Origin of the sequence: Rhizobium rhododendri, assembly GCF_007000325.2 — a bacterium.
GTDB classification, from domain to species: Bacteria; Pseudomonadota; Alphaproteobacteria; order Rhizobiales; family Rhizobiaceae; genus Rhizobium; species Rhizobium rhododendri.
In genome coordinates this window covers 2,462,281-2,480,104 of record NZ_CP117267.1, presented here as the reverse complement: position 1 = coordinate 2,480,104, position 17,824 = coordinate 2,462,281, and the positions used below count along the sequence as shown (strand labels likewise).

The following is a 17,824-nucleotide window of genomic DNA, read 5'->3' as shown; positions in this document are numbered from 1 at the left end:
GCTGGCGCTCGCCTTTGCCTAGCCTTGAACGGAATTTGCAGCCGGCATTACAAAAGAAGACGCCGCGCAATTTCTTGCGCGGCGTCCTGGTCTTGTCGGGGCGGCCTGCGCCGCGCCGTTTGGATTACACTGCGTTGTAGGCGGCGATGACCGCGTCAACCTGCGTGGTGGTCAGCGACTGTACCTGAGCCGTGGTGAGGGCGGACAGCTTGGCGGAGCTCAGCGCCGCGATATCGTCCGTCGACAGACCGGCCAGCGCCTTGGTGCTGATGGCCGCCAGTCCAGAGCTTGTTAGGGCAGCGATGTCGTCCGTCGACATCACTGCGATGTCTTCAGAGCCGAAGGCGGCGATCTGCTTGCTGCTTAGCTGCGAGACTTCCGTCGAGGTCAGTGCTTCGACCTGTTCGGTTGTCAGGGCGGCGATCTGAGTGGAGCTCAGGGCGCCGAGCTGCGTGCTGTTCAGGAGGGCGATGTCTGCGGTTGTCAGGGCCGCGATCTGCTTGGTCGTCAAAGCCGCGATCTGCGTGCTCTTCAGCCCAAGCGTCTGATCGGTCGTCAAGGCGGCGATCTGGTCGGTGCCGAGGGCTGCAATCTGGCCACTCGTCAGGGCACCGATCTTGTCGGAGCTGAGGAGGGCAAGATTTTCGCTGGCAAGACCGGCGATCGCCTTAGCGGTGATGGCGGCCAGCGAACCGGTCGAGAGGGCGAGGATATCGTCCGAGGAGAGGGCTGCGATATCGTTCGATTCCAGCGCTGCGATCTGCTTGCTGCTGAGGGCGGCGATTTCTGTCGTCGTGAGGGCAGCGAGCTGGTCGGAGGTCAGGGCGCCAACCTGGGCTGTGGTGAGCGCGCCGATCTGGCTGGTCGTCAGCAGGGCGATGTCACCGGTGGAAAGTGCGACGATCTGCTTGGTCGAGAGAGCGGCGATCTGCGTGCTCTTCAGACCGGGCGTCTGGTCGGTTGTGAGCGCTGCGATCTGGTCTGTGCTGAGGGCAGCGACCTGGCTGCTCGTCAGCGAACCTATCTTGTCGGAGCTGAGGAGGGCGAGATTGCCGCTGGAGAGACCGGCGATAGCCTTGGTGCTGATGGCAGCCAGGGCACCGCTGGTCAGAGCCAGGATGTTATCCGAGGAGAGGGCGGCGACGTCGTTCGATTCCAGCGCTGCGACCTGTTTGCTGCTGAGGGCGGCGACTTCTGTCGTCGTCAGGGCACCAAGCTGGTCGGAGGTGAGGGCGCCGACCTGAGCCGAGGTCAGGGCACCGATCTGGCTGGTTGTCAGGAGAGCGATGTCACCGGTGGAAAGTGCGACGATCTGCTTGGTCGAGAGGGCCGCGATCTGCGTGCTCTTCAGGCCCGGGGTCTGGTCGGTGGTCAGGGCGGCGATCTGGTCGGTGCTGAGGGCCGCCATCTGACCGCTCGTCAGGGCACCGATTTTGTCGGAGCTGAGGAGGGCAAGGTTCTCGCTGGAAAGGCCAGCAATGGCCTTGGTGGTGATCGAAGCCAGGGCACCGGTCGACAGGGAGAGGATATCGTCCGAGGAGAGGGCCGCGATGTCGCTGGAGTCCAGGGCGGCGATCTGCTTGCTGCTGAGGGCGGAAACTTCCGTCGTCGTGAGGGCGGCGAGCTGGTCGGAGGTCAGAGCGCCAACCTGGGCTGTGGTGAGCGCGCCGATCTGGCTGGTCGTCAGCAGAGCGATATCACCGGTGGAAAGTGCGACGATCTGCTTGGTCGAGAGGGCTGCGATCTGCGAGCTCTTCAGGCCAGGCGTCTGGTCGGTGGTGAGTGCTGCGATCTGGTCGGTGCTGAGGGCTGCCATCTGGCCGCTCGTCAGGGCACCGATCTTGTCGGAGCTGAGGAGGGCGAGGTTGCCGCTGGCAAGACCGGCAATGGCCTTGGTGGTGATGGCAGCAAGTGCGCCGCTGGAAAGGGCAAGGATGTTATCCGAGGAGAGGGCTGCGACGTCGTTCGATTCCAGCGCTGCGACCTGTTTGCTGCTGAGGGCGGCGACTTCGGTCGTCGTCAGGGCACCAAGCTGGTCGGAGGTGAGGGCGCCGACCTGAGCCGATGTCAGGGCACCGATCTGGCTGGTGGTGAGGAGAGCGATGTCACCGGTGGAGAGTGCGACGATCTGCTTGGTCGAAAGGGCTGCGATCTGCGAGCTCTTCAGGCCAGGGGTCTGGTCGGTGGTCAGGGCAGCGATCTGGTCGGTGCTGAGGGCTGCCATCTGACCGCTTGTCAGGGCACCGATCTTGTCGGAGCTAAGGAGAGCGAGGTTGGCGCTGGCAAGACCGGCAATGGCCTTGGTGGTGATAGCAGCGAGAGAGCCAGTCGAGAGGGCGAGGATATCGTCGGAAGAGAGGGCCGCGATGTCGCTGGAGTCCAGGGCGGCGATCTGCTTGCTGCTGAGGGCGGAAACTTCCGTTGTCGTCAGGGCGGCGAGCTGGTCGGAGGTCAGAGCGCCAACCTGGGCTGTGGTGAGCGCGCCGATCTGGCTGGTCGTCAGCAGAGCGATATCACCGGTGGAAAGTGCGACGATCTGCTTGGTCGAGAGGGCTGCGATCTGCGAGCTCTTCAGGCCAGGCGTCTGGTCGGTGGTGAGTGCTGCGATCTGGTCGGTGCTGAGGGCTGCCATCTGGCCGCTCGTCAGGGCACCGATCTTGTCGGAGCTGAGCAGGGCGAGATTGGCGCTGGACAGGCCGGCGAGAGCCTTGGTGGTGATGGCAGCAAGTGCGCCGCTGGAGAGGGCCAGGATGTTATCCGACGAGAGTGCTGCGATGTCATTCGATTCGAGGGCTGCGATCTGCTTTGTGCTCAGCGCGGCGACTTCGGTCGTCGTCAGGGCACCAAGCTGGTCGGAGGTGAGGGCGCCGACCTGGGCGGTCGTCATTGCGCTGATCTGGCCGGTCGAGAGCAGAGCGACGTCATCGGTGGTCAGAGCCGAGATCTTCGTGCCGAGTGCCGCAATCTGCCCGTAGGTCAGCGCGACGGCGTTGCTGGTGGTTAGATCGGCGACCTGCTGGGTTGTCAGCGCGGCGATCGCGGTCGAGCTCAGTCCGGCTTCCTGCACGGAGGAGAGAATGCCGAGCTGGGCGGCGCTAAGGCCGACGACGGCAGCTGCCGAAATGCTGCCCAGCTGCGTCGAGCTGAAGGCCTGCATGTCGTCTGTGGTGATGGCGCCGAGCTGGGTGGAGCTCAAGGCCTTGATCTGGGTCGAGTTCAGCGCTGCGATGTCGGCGGTTTTCAGGCTCGCTATCGTGGCTGTGGAAAGATTCTGGATCTGCGTGGCTGACAAGGAAGAAATGATGGAAGTCATGGAAACGTGCCCCTCGGGTTAACGGAATGCAAGACATCGTTCTCCCACCGTCTAACAGGCGTGATTGCCGTCATGAGCATCAGCCATCGGGATTCGTCAGGAGAAATAGATGTTACGCAGAACATGGCTCGTATAAGCCAACACGTTAGGAGAGCATCATGCGTCAAAAGCCGTTACAGCTCTGATCCCCACGCCACGGAATAAAACACTATGCAATAGCAGCAGTGCCAATCCGGAATCTGTTTTCACACAATCGAAGGCACTGATTCTTCATTAGCAGTGCCGCGATATACAACTATGTATTGGAGAACTTGTAAATTTTCATTTAACGGCCGGAATAACCCGGCTTTAGCACCTTCAAATGCGCTATTGATTCGCTCTAGATCTCTATAATTGAAATTAGTCAATCACAATCTTAACTCGGAGAAAGCATAGAGTTTATTCTTATACTTGGAGATGGTTAGTGTGCGATGATTTTTCCGATCCTGATCTGCAATACATCCCTGAGTAGCTGTTTTGTTAAGCATATCTCTTTTCAATAAATGACGAGCGGCATCAGGCTTTGAGAAGGCCACGCGCGAAACTGAACCGGGGAGATGCGAGGCGAAGGGGGCCGGGGAGGCAGGGGCCATGCAGCCTATGGCCCAACGACAAAGGGCTCAGCGATCTCTCGCTAAGCCCTTGAAAAAGGATGGTGGGCGTAACAGGGATTGAACCTGTGACCCCTACGATGTCAACGTAGTGCTCTCCCGCTGAGCTATACGCCCATCCGATGGCGGCGCATAGATCAAAAAACCTGGGGGCCGTCAATGGCCTTTTTTAAGTTTTCTGATCCCGCCGCCGAGATTGCCTATGCGGCAAGCAGTTTGTTGACCTCATCCACCAGTTCGCGCAGGTGGAAAGGCTTGGAAAGCACCTTGGCATCCTTCGGCGCTTTCGAATCGGGGTTGAGGGCGACTGCGGCAAAGCCGGTGATGAACATCACCTTGAGGTCCGGATCGAGTTCGGTGGCGCGGCGCGCCAGTTCGATCCCGTCCATTTCTGGCATGACAATATCGGTCAGCAGCAACGAAAATGGTTCCTCGCGCAGCCGATCGTAGGCGCTAGCGCCATTGTCAAAGGACGATACCTTGTAGCCGGCCTTTTCAAGGGCCTTCACCAGGAAACGACGCATGTCGTTGTCGTCTTCGGCAAGCAAAATCTTCTGAGTCATTATTGGACCGTCAATCACTATCTTCTCTCGCGGCTAATCAGCCGTTCACGTTAGTCGCGGTCCGTAAACAAGCGATGAATGCGGCGCCGACGGTCACATTGAAGTTCATACATACTATGGACTTGGTGGTGCGCAACTGGCAACATACACCTGCGAAAAGTTCTTGACATGGTAAAGACGTGGATGCCCGCAGACGTAGGAAGTTTCGAGATTTTCGAGATACTCGAACCGGTGTCGCAGACCATCCCCTTTGTCTACTCGTCGCCCCATAGTGGTCGCATCTATCCTCCTGAGTTCATTGCGCAATCACGACTACAGGGTGTTGCCATCCGGCGCTCGGAGGACCACTATGTCGACGAGCTTTTCTCGGCCGCAAGCGCACTCGGTGCGCCGCTGTTGATAGCCAATTTTCCCCGCGCCTATATCGACGTAAATCGCGAACCTTACGAGCTCGACCCGCGCATGTTCGAGGGTGCGCTGCCGTCCTATGCCAATATCAATTCGGTTCGGGTTGCCGGCGGGCTCGGAACCATTCCGCGAATCGTTGCCGAAAACATGGAAATCTATGCAAGCCGGGTGCCGGTGGCCGATGCGCTCCAGCGGATCGAGACGATCTACAAGCCTTACCACGCGGCCCTGCGCCGCCTGATGGCCCGCACCCACCTGGAATTCGGCTTCGGTGTGCTGGTCGACTGCCACTCGATGCCCGGCAATATTCGCGTCGCCGGCAGCCACGCGCGTCCAGATTTCATCATCGGCGATCGCTACGGAACGAGTGCGTCTGCCGACCTATCCCATGCGGCGATGGATATTCTCGATGGCCTCGGGTTTCATGCGGTACGCAACAAGCCGTACGCCGGCGGGTTCATCACCGAGCACTACGGCCGGCCTTCGCGTGGTCTGCATGCGCTCCAGGTCGAGGTCAACCGGGCGCTGTACGTCGATGAGATGACCCTGGAAAAGCGCAGCGATTTCGGCCTGATGACGGGTGCTATCACGGCCTTCATCAGGCAGATGGCGGAGCACGTTGCACGATATGGCAACGACCGAGCGCTGGCGGCAGAGTAATCCCGCTCGTTAACAATCAGGCCAAAAAAAACCGCCCGAAGGCGGCTAAGTCTAGGGAGGAAACACCCAAGGAGGGTATTTACAGTCAGAAGACTGTAGCTCCGGTCTAATATTGCGATGCACAATTGTCAAGCAGATTTTGAAGTGCCTATTTTAAAGGCTAAGCGATAGTTGGACGGGACGCGTTTGCATCGTCAAATTTAATGGCTATGAAAAGCCTCTCGCATCGATCGGATATTTGCCATGCTCCCTGACCGCGCCTTCTTTTTCGAGCTCGCCGACGCTGCCAAGGCAGAGACACTTCCCCGCTTTCGCGCCGGCATCGATGTCGTCAACAAGGAAGCCGGCGGATTCGATCCGGTAACCGAAGGCGACCGAGCAGCCGAACTGGCGATCCGTGCGCTGATCACGGACAGGTTTCCCGACCATGGGATTCTCGGCGAGGAATACGGCAATGTCGGCCTCGACCGCGAGCATGTGTGGGTCATCGATCCCATCGACGGGACGCGCGCCTTCATCTCCGGTGTGCCCGTATGGGGAACGCTGATCGGGCTTTACCGCAATGGCCGCGCTATCATGGGGCTTGTCGACCAGCCCTTTACCGGCGAGCGTTATTTTGCCGACGGCAGCCGGTCGAGCTACACCGGCCCAGGCGGCGACAGGCAATTGCAGGTCCGTGATTGCGGCAGTCTGTCGAAGGCGATCCTGTTCACGACCTCGCCGCACCTTTTCGCCGGTATCGAGATGGAAAAATACCGCGAGATCGAGCAGCAGGTGCGGCTGTTCCGCTACGGCACCGACTGCTACGCCTATGCGCTGCTGGCGGCCGGCCATGTCGACCTGGTGGTCGAGAATGTCCTCAAGCCCTACGACGTCGGCGGCATCATCCCCGTCATCGAGCAGGCAGGCGGCATCATCACCACCTGGGAAGGTGGTCGCCCCGAACAGGGCGGCTCCATCATCGCAGCCGGCAGCCGAGCGGTCCACGAAGAGGCGTTGAAGATACTGGCGCGCTGACCAAACTTCAAAGCCCCGAGCCGACCGGGTCGGTGTTGGCTTCGGCGTCACTTCCCGGGATGAAGGCGTGAATCGCTGCCATTGCGGCGGCGCGGTAGACATCTTTTTCCTGGAAAACCTCGTGCCTTGCGCCTGCGATCGGCACGAGTTGGGCTGCGCGGAAGGAGCGCGAGAGCCGTTCCTGTTCGGCATAGGGGATGATGCCGTCGCGGGTGGGTGCCAGCAGCAAAGTCGGGATGGCGATAGAGAACAGGTGCTCGGGCTGCGAGACACGGTCTATCGTTTGAAAGGCCTGCTGTAGCCAGCGTGCCGAGGGCGGACCGAGCACGAGGTCGGGGCGGGCCGATGCAATGGCGCGGTTGCGGTCGTAACGTTGTTCGTCCGATGTCAGCAGGTTTGTGGCAAAGGGCCTTTCCTTGAATTTTCGATTGAGTGGGATGCTGCCGAGGCCGACCGCGCAGGCGGCGCTCGCCATGAACCGGATCACGCGCGGCGATGCGCTCTGGCCGGTGAGGCCGACAAAAGGTGCGCTTAGCACCATGCGCTCGATGCGGCCCGTCAGTCTCGGCGCTGCGGAAAGGGCGATCAGTGCACCGGTCGAGTGGGCGACGAGGTAAAAAGGCAGGCGGGTGTCCGGAAGCACCACGTGCTCCATGAAGTCCTCTAGGTCGTGCTCGTAGTCGGAGAAGCGCCGGACATGGCCGCGGGTTGGATGCTTTATCAGCCGTCCGGAGCCACCCTGGCCGCGCAGGTCGAAAGTTGCGACCCACAGGCCCCGATCCGTCAGTTCGCGGATGGTTTCGAAATATTTCTCGATAAACTCGTTGCGACCATGCAGCAGGACGACCGTGCCCTTGGCCACGGCATGACTGCTGCGGAAAATGGCATAGCGCAGCTTGTGGCCGTCATGGGTGGTGAAATAGCCCTCGGTCCTGTTGTCTGGAACAGGGTTGTCGGGGGTCGAAAAGAGAATTGATTCCGTCACAACTGAAAGGGCCTCGCTCAAGCCGCCAAACATAACGCATGGATTGTCGCATAAGTATAACTGCGAGCGGAAAAAAGGCCGGCCTGACGGAAATCGAGATGGCCGCAGGCCGGCCGAGCTGACTGAAGACGAAGGGACGATACACTCCAGTCACGGACAGTCATCCGATGTGCAAGTTGTATCAACGCGGCGCTGAACCCCAGCCGAACCGGCTGTTCATCGGCGGTTCACGGAAAATTATCGCGGCGCGTTGCGGGCTCTTGAAGTCGCTAAAGGCCATTCCCATCTCCTTTTCACGGACGCCGAGAGGGTCTGTAAAACCGTCCCAAGGCTGCCAGAACGGGGCCCCCGGGGCATATGAACCGCAATCGTCGCTCACAGGAGGACACCATGCGTCACGTTGATTTTTCCCCACTCTATCGCTCTACCGTCGGTTTCGACCGCCTGTTCACCATGCTCGACACCTTGTCGCAGCCCGATCAGGCACAAACCTACCCGCCCTACAACATCGAGCGCACCGGCGAGGCAACTTACCGCATCACCATGGCGGTGGCCGGCTTCGACGAAACCGAGCTCAGCCTCGAGGCGCACGCCCATGTGCTGACCGTCAAGGGCGAGAAGAGCGATGATGCTGCCGAAGGTAGCGAATATCTCTACCGCGGTATCGCCAAGCGCGCCTTCGAGCGCCGTTTCCAGCTTGCCGACCATGTCGAGGTGCAGGCAGCATCGCTGAAGAACGGCCTGCTGCACATCGATCTCCTGCGCAACATCCCGGAAGCCATGAAGCCGCGCAAGATCGCCATCGCCGCTGAACCAGTGGACGCGCCGAAGTCGATCGAAGCTCACGTCAACTAACCGAGTTCACATCCATACGAAAAAGGCGGCGTCCAGGTGGCGCCGCCTTTTTTGTGTCTCGCGGCTCACCTGAGAGGATCAGGCTGGTGTCGTTGCGTCGGCGGTGTCCTGCAGGCGCCGCGCTTCTTCTTCCATGCGTGCGGTGGCACGGCTGGCGGCATCGGCATATTTCTGGGCGATGACGGCACAGGCCATCAGCTGGATCTGGTGGAATAGCATCAGCGGCAGGACGATGGCGCCGATCGGCGAGCCGGCGAAGATGACGCTGGCCATGGGTACGCCGCTGGCCAGGCTCTTCTTCGAGCCGCAGAAGGTGATGGTTATCTCGTCGGCGCGCGAAAAGCCGAGTGCCCGGCTGCCGAACATTGTGATGCAGATAACCACCGCGAGGAGCAGCATGTCGGCAATGATGACGGTGATGATGTCGCCGATCGAAGTGTCTCGCCAAAGGTGCTCGATCACTGCCGCGCTGAAGGCGGAATAGACGACCATCAGGATCGAGCCCCGGTCGACCGGCATCAAGATTTTTTTCTTGGCGCGGATCCAGTTGCCGATCCATGGCTGCAGGATCTGACCGACGACAAAGGGCGCCAGCAATTGCAAGGCGATCTGCTCCAGCACGGTCCAGGAGAAGCCACCACCACCGTGGGCGCCGAGGGGCATCAATAGCCCGACCAGCAGCGGCGTCAGGAACATGCCGAAGATATTGGAAGCGGAGGCGGCGCAGATGGCAGCCGGCACGTTGCCGCCGGCAATCGACGTGAAGGCGATCGACGACTGCACTGTCGATGGCAGCACGGTAAGGAAGAGGATGCCCATGTAGAGCGTCTGCGGCAGGATTGCCGGCACCAGGAAGCCCATCAGCATGCCGAGAACCGGGAAGATGACGAAGCTGGTGAGCAGGATGGCCAAGTGCAGCCGCCAGTGCAGGGCGCCGGCAATCACCACGTCGCGCGACAGGCGGGCTCCGTGCAGGAAGAACAGCAGAGCGATGGCGATGTCGGTGGCAATGCCGAAATTGCCGGCAGCTGCGCCATGGACGGGAAACACGGATGCCGTCAGCACGGTCAGCACGAGCAGCATGGTAAAGGTGTCTGGCAAAAAGCGGCGCATCGGGCCCGTCCTCGCAATTATATGTTGGGCAAGCATTGCCTTATTGCGATATGCGATGCAAGGAATAACAGTTATCGTAAATCGGGATGATAGCAATGCTGGATCTGGTGCAGTTGCAGAGTTTCGTAACCATAGGACAGATGGGCAGCTTTACGCTTGCCGCCGAGCGGCTGGGGCTCGGGCAATCGACGGTTAGCCAGCACATCCAGCGGCTCGAGGCCTCTGTCGGGCGAAAGCTACTTGCCCGCGATACCCATCGCGTCGTGCTGACCGGGGATGGGGAAGCGCTGATCGGCCATGCCCGCACGTTGCTGTCGATAGAGGGCGAGATGCGCTCGCTGTTTGCCGATAACAGCCTGCGGGGCAGCCTGCGGCTCGGCGTGTCCGAGGATTTCGTCACGAGCCAGTTGCCGGATGTGCTGGAGGAATTCGTCCGACTGCACCCGTCCGTCGATCTGGAACTGACGGTGGCGCTCAGCGGCGCGCTCTACGAGATGCAGGACAATGGGGCGCTGGATCTTGTGCTCGCCAAGCGCCGCCTTGGCGACACCCGCGGGACGCTGGTTTACCGCGAGCCGCTGATCTGGCTGGCACGCGACCCTGAACGCATCAGGGCATCCAGCGCGCCGCTGCCGCTGATCGCCTTTCCAGCCCCGAGCGTCACCCGGGCCGTGGCGCTGGAGGCGCTGCGTCGCCAGCAGATACCGTGGCGAATCGTCTGCACCTGCGGCAGCCTCAGCGGCCTGACGGCAGCCGCCCGGGCCGGGATGGGCGTCCTCGTCCAGCCGCGCAGCATGGCACCATCCGGCCTCACCGAGATCGCGCCGGGCTGGTTGCCCGTACTGGAAGATGTCGAATTCGTGCTCGTCCCCCGCAAGGGCGCCGACCAGATGCTGGTCAAGGCACTCTCGGACGACATCCTCTCAAAGGTGCGGAATTTGCGGGCCGGGTAGAAAGTGGAGCGCCTCGGCGGCGCTCCGTCAGACTGCTGCAAACCCTGGAGAAACTTGCTTGACGAGAGCGATACCCTACTCGCCCTTGTGGCGGGGATCCAGCGACACGACGTCTGTCGGGTCAAAGACTCTTTCAGCTCAAGGACTTGAGCTGACTGGATCCCCGCCACAAGGGCGAGGATGAGGGGAGTTTGGCAACCGGCTCAGTCTTTCGAGTGACCTGCAGAGGTGTTAGATACCACCTTCTTCAGCAGTCTGGGGGAGCGCCTCAGGGCGCTCCGTCGCACTCACGCGAGGCATGCGAGGAAATCGGCGACGTCGGCGTCGCTGGTGGCGAAGCTGGTGACGAGGCGGATCAGGCCTTCGTCGGGGCCGACGAGGTGTTTGGCACTGTCGGAGATCGGCCAGTCGTAGAACTGGGCGCCCTTGTCTCTTGCGTTGTCGATTGCGGTTTTCTTGACGATGGCGAAGATCTCGTTCGAGGTGGTCGACCAGGCGAGCTTTGCGCGGTCGGTATGCTCGATGCCGGCTCGCATCCTGTCCGCCATGGCGTTGGCATGGCGGGCGAGGTCGAGCCAGAGGTCGTCCTGCAGGTAGGCCTCGAACTGTGCGGCGATGAAGCGGGATTTTGAGAACAGCTGGGCGGTGCGCTTGCGCAGGAAGGCGAAGTCCTTGGCGAGATCGGGGTCGAAGAAGACGATCGCCTCTGCGCACCAGCATCCGTTCTTTGTGCCGCCGAAGGAGAGTACGTCGACGCCGCGCTTCCAGGTCATTTCGGCCGGTGAGCAGCCGAGCGATACCAGCGCATTGGCAAAGCGGGCGCCGTCCATGTGCAGCGGCAGGCCATTTTTCTTGGCGATCTTCGAAATGGTATCGATCTCGTCGAGGCTGTAGATGGTGCCGACCTCGGTCGCCTGGGTCATGGTGACGGCGGCGGCGCGGCCGTGGTGGATGGCGTCCTGCGGGTACCGGCCAATGCGCTCCACCAGGTTATCCGGCAGCATCTTGCCCTCGGGGCCATCGACGCCGACCATGCGCATGCCCGAGAAGAAATCGGGCGCGCCGCATTCGTCTTCGATCACATGGGCTTCCGTGTGGCAGAACGTCAGGCCGCCGGGACGGGCGATGCTGGCCAGCGACAGGGAGTTGGCGGCCGTGCCCGTGGCGACGAAGAAGACAGCGACCTCACGCTCGAACACCTCGTTGAAACGGGTTTCTATCGCCTTGTCGAGTTCGCTGGTGCCATAGGCAGCGGCAAAACGGGTCGATTCCTTCGAGAGGCGTTCATTGATGGAAGGGTGGGCGCCGGCCCAGTTATCGGAAGCAAAGAACATGTGAGATCTACCGCATATTTAAGGGAGAGGAGGGTGTCGTTGCAGAGTAGGGGATTGGCTGAGGGGATCAATTGCAGCGCCGCATCGCACGGTGGATCTGGCGCACTACGCAATCAAGGCGATAATTCTTACCTTTAAAGGAAATTATCTTTCGCGAAATTCGAAACTGCGGCAATCTTACGTCGATATTTTCGTTTTCAGCTCTTGCTAACCTTTCCGCTTTCTGGCATAGAACTGATGAATTAGGACAGTGCTGCTGTCCTATTTTGGTCTTTGACGCCGCACCCCGCCAAAAATCCTAGCGGAGCTGGGATTTCACGTTATAGTTTTCGAGATGCCCGTCCTTCCAGATGGCGCATCCGAAACTGTGACTGGTGGGAAAGCCGATCTATCGCCCCCAACGCGATGTCTGCGGCCGGATCTTTAAACATGCAACAGCGCTGTCGCGTGTCGCCCATATACTGGGCGCGCGGGACGAAGGGACGCCCGCGGCGCGGGGTTTGCAGGAGGAAAGACGATGACGAACGTAACGCCATCCACGACATTGAGCCTGGCCGCAGCCGTCGAGACGGATGCATCGGTCAAGGCGCGCCATTCCATGTCCGCTCTTCCGCGCAAACAGGGCCTCTACGATCCCCGTAACGAACATGATGCCTGCGGTGTCGGCTTCGTCGCCCATATGAAGGGGCAGAAGTCGCACCAGATCGTCCAGGACGGCCTGTTCATCCTCGAGAACTTGACTCATCGCGGTGCCGTCGGCGCCGATCCGCTGATGGGCGACGGTGCGGGCATTCTCGTGCAGATACCCGATCGCTTCTTCCGCGAGGAAATGGCACTGCAGGGCGTCACTCTGCCTGCCATCGGCGATTATGGCGTCGGTCACTTTTTCCTGCCGCAGGACGAGACGCTGATCGCCCATTTCAAGAAGACCGTCGAGGATGTCATCGTCGAGGAAGGCCAGGTGCTGCTCGGTTTCCGCGATGTGCCGGTCGACAACTCTTCGCTGTCGAAGGCCGAGCATATTGCCGCTACGGAACCGCACCATGTGCAGGTGTTCATCGGCATCGGCCGCGATGCAGCCAGCCATGACGAGTTCGAGCGTCGGCTGTTCACGCTCCGCAAGGTCATCTCTAACCGTATCTATGCCGAATATGACGGCGAGGAGAGCGGTTTTTATCCGGTGTCGCTCTCGTCGAAGACTATCGTCTACAAGGGCATGTTCCTCGCCTATCAGGTGGGTGCCTATTACAAGGACCTGACCGACCCGCGGTTCGAATCGGCTGTCGCCCTCGTGCACCAGCGTTTCTCGACCAACACGTTTCCGTCGTGGAAGCTCGCCCATCCCTATCGCATGGTCGCCCATAACGGCGAGATCAACACTCTGCGCTCCAACGTCAACTGGATGGCCGCCCGCCAGGCGTCCGTGTCGTCGCCGCTGTTCGGCGAGGACATCTCCAAGCTGTGGCCGATCTCCTATGAGGGCCAGTCCGATACGGCCTGCTTCGACAACGCGCTCGAGTTCCTCGTTCGCGGCGGCTATTCCATGGCCCATGCCGTCATGATGCTGATCCCGGAAGCCTGGGCCGGCAACCAGTCGATGGCGCCGGATCGTAAGGCATTCTACGAATATCATGCCGCCCTGATGGAGCCATGGGACGGCCCCGCTGCGGTTGCCTTCACCGATGGCACGCAGATCGGCGCGACGCTCGACCGCAACGGCCTTCGTCCGGCACGCTATCTCGTCACCAACGACGACCGCGTCATCATGGCGTCGGAGGCCGGCGTGCTGCCGGTGCCGGAAGAAAACATCATCCAGAAGTGGCGCCTGCAGCCGGGCAAGATGCTGCTGATCGACATGGACAAGGGTCGCATCGTCTCCGACGACGAAGTGAAGTCGGAGCTTGCGACCAAGCATCCCTATCGCCAGTGGCTCGATCGCACCCAGCTGATCCTCGAGGAGCTGAACACTGTAGAACCCCGTGCGCTGCGCCGCGACGTTTCGCTGCTCGATCGCCAGCAGGCGTTCGGCTACACGCTGGAAGACACCAAGATCCTGATGTCGCCGATGGCAACAACGGGCCAGGAAGCAATCGGCTCGATGGGCACGGATACGCCTATCTCGGCGATGTCGTCGAAGTCGAAGCTGCTTTACACCTATTTCAAGCAGAACTTCGCCCAGGTCACCAACCCGCCGATCGATCCGATCCGCGAAGAGCTGGTGATGAGCCTCGTCTCCTTCATCGGGCCGCGTCCGAATTTGCTGGATCACGAGGGTGCTGCCAAGGCGAAGCGGCTGGAAGTTCGCCAGCCGATCCTCACCAATGGCGATCTCGAGAAGATCCGCTCTATCGGGCATACGGAAGACCGTTTCGACACCAAGACTCTCGACTTCACCTACGACGTCGAGCGCGGCGCCGGCGGTATGGAGGAGATGCTCGAGCGTCTATGCGAACGGGCCGAAGCTGCGGTCAAGGGCGGCTACAACATCATCGTGCTCTCCGACCGGCAGATGGGCCCGGACCGCATCGCTATCCCGGCGCTGCTGGCAACGGCGGCCGTCCACCATCATCTGATCCGCAAGGGTCTGCGCACCTCGGTTGGTCTCGTCGTCGAAACCGGCGAGCCGCGCGAGATCCATCACTTCTGCCTGCTCGCCGGCTATGGCGCCGAGGCGATCAACCCCTATCTCGCTTTCGACACACTGCTCGACATGCATGCCAAGGGCGAGTTCCCGAAGGAAGTCGACGCCAGCGAAATCGTTACCCGCTTCATCAAGGCTGTCGGCAAGGGCATCCTCAAGGTAATGTCGAAGATGGGTATCTCGACCTACCAGTCCTATTGCGGCGGGCAGATCTTCGATGCCATCGGCCTGCAGCAGGAACTGGTGGATAAGTACTTCTTCGGCACCGCCACGATGATCGAAGGCGTCGGCCTCGATGCCATCGCCGAGGAAACCGTTTCCCGCCACCGCGCGGCCTTCGGCAAGGATCCGATCCTCGCAACGACGCTGGATATCGGCGGCGAGTATGCTTACCGGATGCGCGGCGAAGCGCATGCCTGGTCGCCGGATGCGATTGCGTCGCTGCAGCACGCTGTGCGCGGCAATGCGCAGGATCGTTACCGCGAGTTTGCGGAAATGGTCAACCAGTCCGACCTCAGGATGAACACCATCCGTGGCCTGTTCACCATCAAGGGTGCCGAAGCGCTCGGCCGCGAGCCGATCTCTATCGACGAGGTCGAGCCGGCCATCGATATCGTCAAGCGTTTCTCGACCGGTGCCATGTCGTTCGGCTCGATTTCGCGCGAGGCGCATACGACGCTTGCCATCGCCATGAACCGGATCGGCGGAAAGTCGAACACCGGCGAAGGCGGCGAAGAGTCCGACCGCTATTTCCCGCTGCGTGACGGTTCACCGAACCCGGAACGCTCGGCCATCAAGCAGATCGCCTCCGGCCGCTTCGGCGTCACGGCGGAGTATCTGGTCAATGCCGACATGCTGCAGATCAAGGTAGCGCAGGGTGCAAAGCCCGGCGAGGGCGGCCAGTTGCCGGGCCACAAGGTCGATGCAACGGTTGCCAAGACCCGGCACTCCACCCCCGGCGTCGGCCTGATCTCGCCGCCGCCGCACCATGACATCTATTCGATCGAAGATCTGGCGCAGCTGATCTACGATCTGAAGAACGTCAACCCGGAAGCCGATGTTTCGGTCAAGCTGGTCTCGGAAGTTGGCGTCGGCACGGTTGCCGCCGGCGTTGCCAAGGCGCGCGCCGACCACATCACCATCTCCGGCTTCGACGGCGGTACCGGCGCATCGCCGCTGACCTCGCTGAAGCATGCCGGTTCGCCCTGGGAAATTGGCCTTGCCGAAACGCAGCAGACGCTGGTGCTGAACGGCCTGCGTTCGCGCGTCGCCCTGCAGGTCGATGGCGGCCTGAAGACCGGCCGCGACGTCATCGTGGGGGCATTGCTCGGCGCCGACGAATTCGGCTTTGCCACCGCGCCGCTGATCGCGGCCGGCTGCATCATGATGCGCAAGTGCCACCTCAACACCTGTCCGGTGGGCGTTGCCACGCAGGACCCGGTTCTGCGCAAGCGCTTCAAGGGTGCTCCTGAGCATGTCATCAACTACTTCTTCTTCGTCGCCGAAGAAGTACGCGAAATCCTCGCCTCGCTCGGTGTCTCCAAGCTCGACGATATCATCGGCGCTTCGGAACTGCTCGAGAAGAACCAGATGCTGGCGCACTGGAAGGCCGAGGGTCTCGATTTCTCGCGCATCTTCCACAAGGTCGAGGCGCCGAAGGAAGACACTTACTGGACCGCCCGCCAGAAGCACCCGATCGACGATATCCTCGACCGCCAGCTGATCGAGCAGGCCATGCCGGCGCTTACGTCGAAGACGCCTGTCGCATTCGAAGTCGGCATCAAGAACGTCGACCGCTCGACCGGCGCGATGCTGTCGGGCGAAGTTGCCAAGCGCTATCGGCACAAGGGGCTCAAGGACGACACGATCAGCGTCACGCTGCGTGGCACGGCCGGCCAGTCGTTCGGGGCGTTCCTGGCGCACGGCATCACCTTCAACCTGATCGGTGACGGGAACGACTATGTCGGCAAGGGACTTTCGGGTGGCCGCATCATCATCCGCCCGCCGGAGAACTCGCGGATCCTCGCCGAGGAGTCGATTATCGTCGGCAACACGGTGCTTTACGGCGCCACCGAAGGCGAGTGCTACTTCCGCGGTATCGCCGGCGAGCGCTTTGCCGTGCGCAACTCGGGCGCGATTGCCGTCGTTGAAGGCGTCGGCGACCACGGCTGCGAATACATGACCGGCGGCGTCGTCGTCGTGCTTGGCGAAACCGGCCGCAACTTTGCTGCCGGCATGTCGGGCGGTGTCGCCTACGTGCTCGACCAGACCGGCGATTTCGCCAAGCGCTGCAACATGGCGATGGTCGAGCTCGAGCCGGTTCCCGAAGAGGACGACATGCTCGAAAAGCTGCACCACCACGGTGGCGACCTCATGCACAAGGGCCGCGTCGACGTATCAGGCGACATGACCCGCCACGACGAGGAGCGGCTCTATCAGCTGATCTCCAACCACCTGCACTACACGGGCTCCACCCGCGCCAAGCTGATCCTCGACAACTGGGCGGAATATCGTCCGAAGTTCCGCAAGGTGATGCCGGTCGAATATCGCCGGGCGCTGGAGGAGATGGAGCGCAGCCGCATGGGCGTCGCGGCGGAGTGATTTACCAAACTTCTTCGTCGTGATATGCTGTTGGCATATGGCGGCGAAGGAGCTTGACATGAACGAACGTGTAAATGAGCCAGACGAGGGCGTTGGCGTCACGGTCAGCATCTTCAAGAACGGGCGCAGTCGCGCGGTGCGCATACCGAAGGAATTCGAGTTCGAGGGAGATCGAGCGATATTAGTCCGCCAGCCGGACGGGTCTATCCTGATGAGGACGGCGGTTACGGCTGGGCTGATCAACTATCTGCAGCAAGCTGAGGCATGGGATGGCGAGGACTTCCTCATCGGCCACGACGATGAGGAACCGCTGCGAGAGGTGGATCTTTGACAACCTTCATGCTCGATACGAACATCGTTTCGGCGATGGTACGTGATCCCCGGGGGAAGGTGCTGGAAAAGATGATCGAGGTGGGCGAGGAGAACGTGCTCATCAGTATCATCAGCTACGGTGAGATCTGTTACGGCGTACAAAAAAGCGGTTCTCAACTGCTGTCAAAAAAGGTCTTTGCGATCACGCGGCGGCTCTATGTCGCGTCACTGAGCATGCCGTGCGATAAGCGCTATGCTGAGGTGAGACTGGCCTTGCGACAAGGAAAAAACATCGGGCATAACGATCTTTGGATCGCGGCCCACGCCCTGGCGCTAGATGCGGTGCTGGTGACGAACAACGAGCGAGAATTTTCCCGCGTGCCGGGATTAAAGGTTGAAAACTGGCTGCTCTAAACGCA

Annotated in this window: 12 protein-coding genes and 1 tRNA gene; 7 read left to right on the top strand and 6 right to left on the bottom strand. The window is 61.0% G+C overall.

Annotated features, from left to right (window positions below):
- Window positions 1-124: 124 nt before the first annotated feature.
- The 3 genes from PR018_RS12050 to cpdR1 all read right to left on the bottom strand — a co-directional run bounded on the left by PR018_RS12050 (window position 125) and on the right by cpdR1 (window position 4,526).
- Window positions 125-3,313, bottom strand: coding sequence for a beta strand repeat-containing protein (locus PR018_RS12050; protein WP_279621392.1), 3,189 nt, complete (start codon window positions 3,311-3,313; stop codon window positions 125-127).
- A 692-nt stretch (window positions 3,314-4,005) separates the two neighbouring features.
- Window positions 4,006-4,080, bottom strand: a tRNA-Val gene (locus PR018_RS12045).
- 83 nt (window positions 4,081-4,163) lie between these two features.
- Complete coding sequence (gene cpdR1, locus PR018_RS12040; RefSeq protein WP_111162680.1) at window positions 4,164-4,526, bottom strand: response regulator CpdR1; 363 nt, start codon at window positions 4,524-4,526, stop codon at window positions 4,164-4,166.
- Window positions 4,527-4,709: 183 nt separating this feature from the next.
- Here cpdR1 and PR018_RS12035 point away from each other — a divergent pair, with 183 nt between their 5' ends.
- Together PR018_RS12035 and hisN are read left to right on the top strand one after the other, a co-directional pair.
- Window positions 4,710-5,594 carry an N-formylglutamate amidohydrolase gene (locus PR018_RS12035; RefSeq protein ID WP_111220943.1) on the top strand — a complete coding sequence of 295 codons (885 nt, stop codon included), beginning with the start codon at window positions 4,710-4,712 and terminating at the stop codon, window positions 5,592-5,594.
- Between the two features lie 243 nt (window positions 5,595-5,837).
- Window positions 5,838-6,611 carry a histidinol-phosphatase gene (gene hisN / locus PR018_RS12030; RefSeq protein ID WP_142830566.1) on the top strand — a complete coding sequence of 258 codons (774 nt, stop codon included), beginning with the start codon at window positions 5,838-5,840 and terminating at the stop codon, window positions 6,609-6,611.
- Window positions 6,612-6,618: 7 nt separating this feature from the next.
- On the opposite strand, the gene PR018_RS12025 is transcribed toward hisN, so the two are convergent.
- On the bottom strand, window positions 6,619-7,596 hold the full coding sequence (locus PR018_RS12025) for an alpha/beta fold hydrolase (RefSeq protein ID WP_224127946.1): 978 nt from the start codon (window positions 7,594-7,596) through the stop codon (window positions 6,619-6,621).
- A gap of 390 nt (window positions 7,597-7,986) precedes the next feature.
- Between PR018_RS12025 and PR018_RS12020 the strand changes: the two genes are divergently transcribed.
- The gene (locus PR018_RS12020) at window positions 7,987-8,451 is read left to right on the top strand and encodes an Hsp20 family protein (protein WP_142830570.1); all 465 of its coding nucleotides are present in this window, start codon (window positions 7,987-7,989) and stop codon (window positions 8,449-8,451) included.
- A 78-nt stretch (window positions 8,452-8,529) separates the two neighbouring features.
- On the opposite strand, the gene PR018_RS12015 is transcribed toward PR018_RS12020, so the two are convergent.
- Entirely contained in the window at window positions 8,530-9,564 is a 1,035-nt protein-coding gene (locus tag PR018_RS12015; protein WP_142830572.1) for a bile acid:sodium symporter family protein, read from the bottom strand.
- A gap of 95 nt (window positions 9,565-9,659) precedes the next feature.
- Here PR018_RS12015 and PR018_RS12010 point away from each other — a divergent pair, with 95 nt between their 5' ends.
- Entirely contained in the window at window positions 9,660-10,517 is an 858-nt protein-coding gene (locus PR018_RS12010) for a LysR substrate-binding domain-containing protein (RefSeq protein ID WP_142830574.1), read from the top strand.
- A gap of 287 nt (window positions 10,518-10,804) precedes the next feature.
- Here the strand turns inward: PR018_RS12010 and PR018_RS12005 are convergent, their stop codons facing one another.
- Window positions 10,805-11,851, bottom strand: coding sequence for a threonine aldolase family protein (locus PR018_RS12005; protein WP_142830576.1), 1,047 nt, complete (start codon window positions 11,849-11,851; stop codon window positions 10,805-10,807).
- Window positions 11,852-12,368: 517 nt separating this feature from the next.
- Between PR018_RS12005 and gltB the strand changes: the two genes are divergently transcribed.
- From gltB to PR018_RS11990, 3 genes are read left to right on the top strand one after another with little or no spacing between them, the layout of a single operon-like run.
- The gene (gene gltB, locus PR018_RS12000) at window positions 12,369-17,093 is read left to right on the top strand and encodes a glutamate synthase large subunit (protein ID WP_374113726.1); all 4,725 of its coding nucleotides are present in this window, start codon (window positions 12,369-12,371) and stop codon (window positions 17,091-17,093) included.
- A 58-nt stretch (window positions 17,094-17,151) separates the two neighbouring features.
- Window positions 17,152-17,424 (top strand): antitoxin, encoded by a 273-nt coding sequence (locus tag PR018_RS11995; protein WP_161990968.1) that lies wholly within the window; start codon window positions 17,152-17,154, stop codon window positions 17,422-17,424.
- An 8-nt stretch (window positions 17,425-17,432) separates the two neighbouring features.
- Window positions 17,433-17,819, top strand: a complete 387-nt coding sequence (locus tag PR018_RS11990) for a type II toxin-antitoxin system VapC family toxin (protein ID WP_142830797.1) — start codon at window positions 17,433-17,435, stop codon at window positions 17,817-17,819.
- The last annotated feature ends 5 nt before the right edge of the window (window positions 17,820-17,824 follow it).

Excerpts from the sequence above, each read along its gene's own strand:
- hisN (WP_142830566.1), top strand. The coding sequence starts at position 5,838 with ATGCTCCCTGACCGCGCCTTCTTTTTCGAGCTCGCCGACGCTGCCAAG.
- cpdR1 (WP_111162680.1), bottom strand. The coding sequence starts at position 4,526 with ATGACTCAGAAGATTTTGCTTGCCGAAGACGACAACGACATGCGTCGT.
- PR018_RS11990 (WP_142830797.1), top strand. The coding sequence starts at position 17,433 with ATGCTCGATACGAACATCGTTTCGGCGATGGTACGTGATCCCCGGGGG.
- PR018_RS12035 (WP_111220943.1), top strand. The coding sequence starts at position 4,710 with ATGCCCGCAGACGTAGGAAGTTTCGAGATTTTCGAGATACTCGAACCG.
- gltB (WP_374113726.1), top strand. The coding sequence starts at position 12,369 with ATGACGAACGTAACGCCATCCACGACATTGAGCCTGGCCGCAGCCGTC.
- PR018_RS12015 (WP_142830572.1), bottom strand. The coding sequence starts at position 9,564 with ATGCGCCGCTTTTTGCCAGACACCTTTACCATGCTGCTCGTGCTGACC.
- PR018_RS12005 (WP_142830576.1), bottom strand. The coding sequence starts at position 11,851 with ATGTTCTTTGCTTCCGATAACTGGGCCGGCGCCCACCCTTCCATCAAT.
- PR018_RS11995 (WP_161990968.1), top strand. The coding sequence starts at position 17,152 with ATGAACGAACGTGTAAATGAGCCAGACGAGGGCGTTGGCGTCACGGTC.
- PR018_RS12050 (WP_279621392.1), bottom strand. The coding sequence starts at position 3,313 with ATGACTTCCATCATTTCTTCCTTGTCAGCCACGCAGATCCAGAATCTT.
- PR018_RS12010 (WP_142830574.1), top strand. The coding sequence starts at position 9,660 with ATGCTGGATCTGGTGCAGTTGCAGAGTTTCGTAACCATAGGACAGATG.
- PR018_RS12020 (WP_142830570.1), top strand. The coding sequence starts at position 7,987 with ATGCGTCACGTTGATTTTTCCCCACTCTATCGCTCTACCGTCGGTTTC.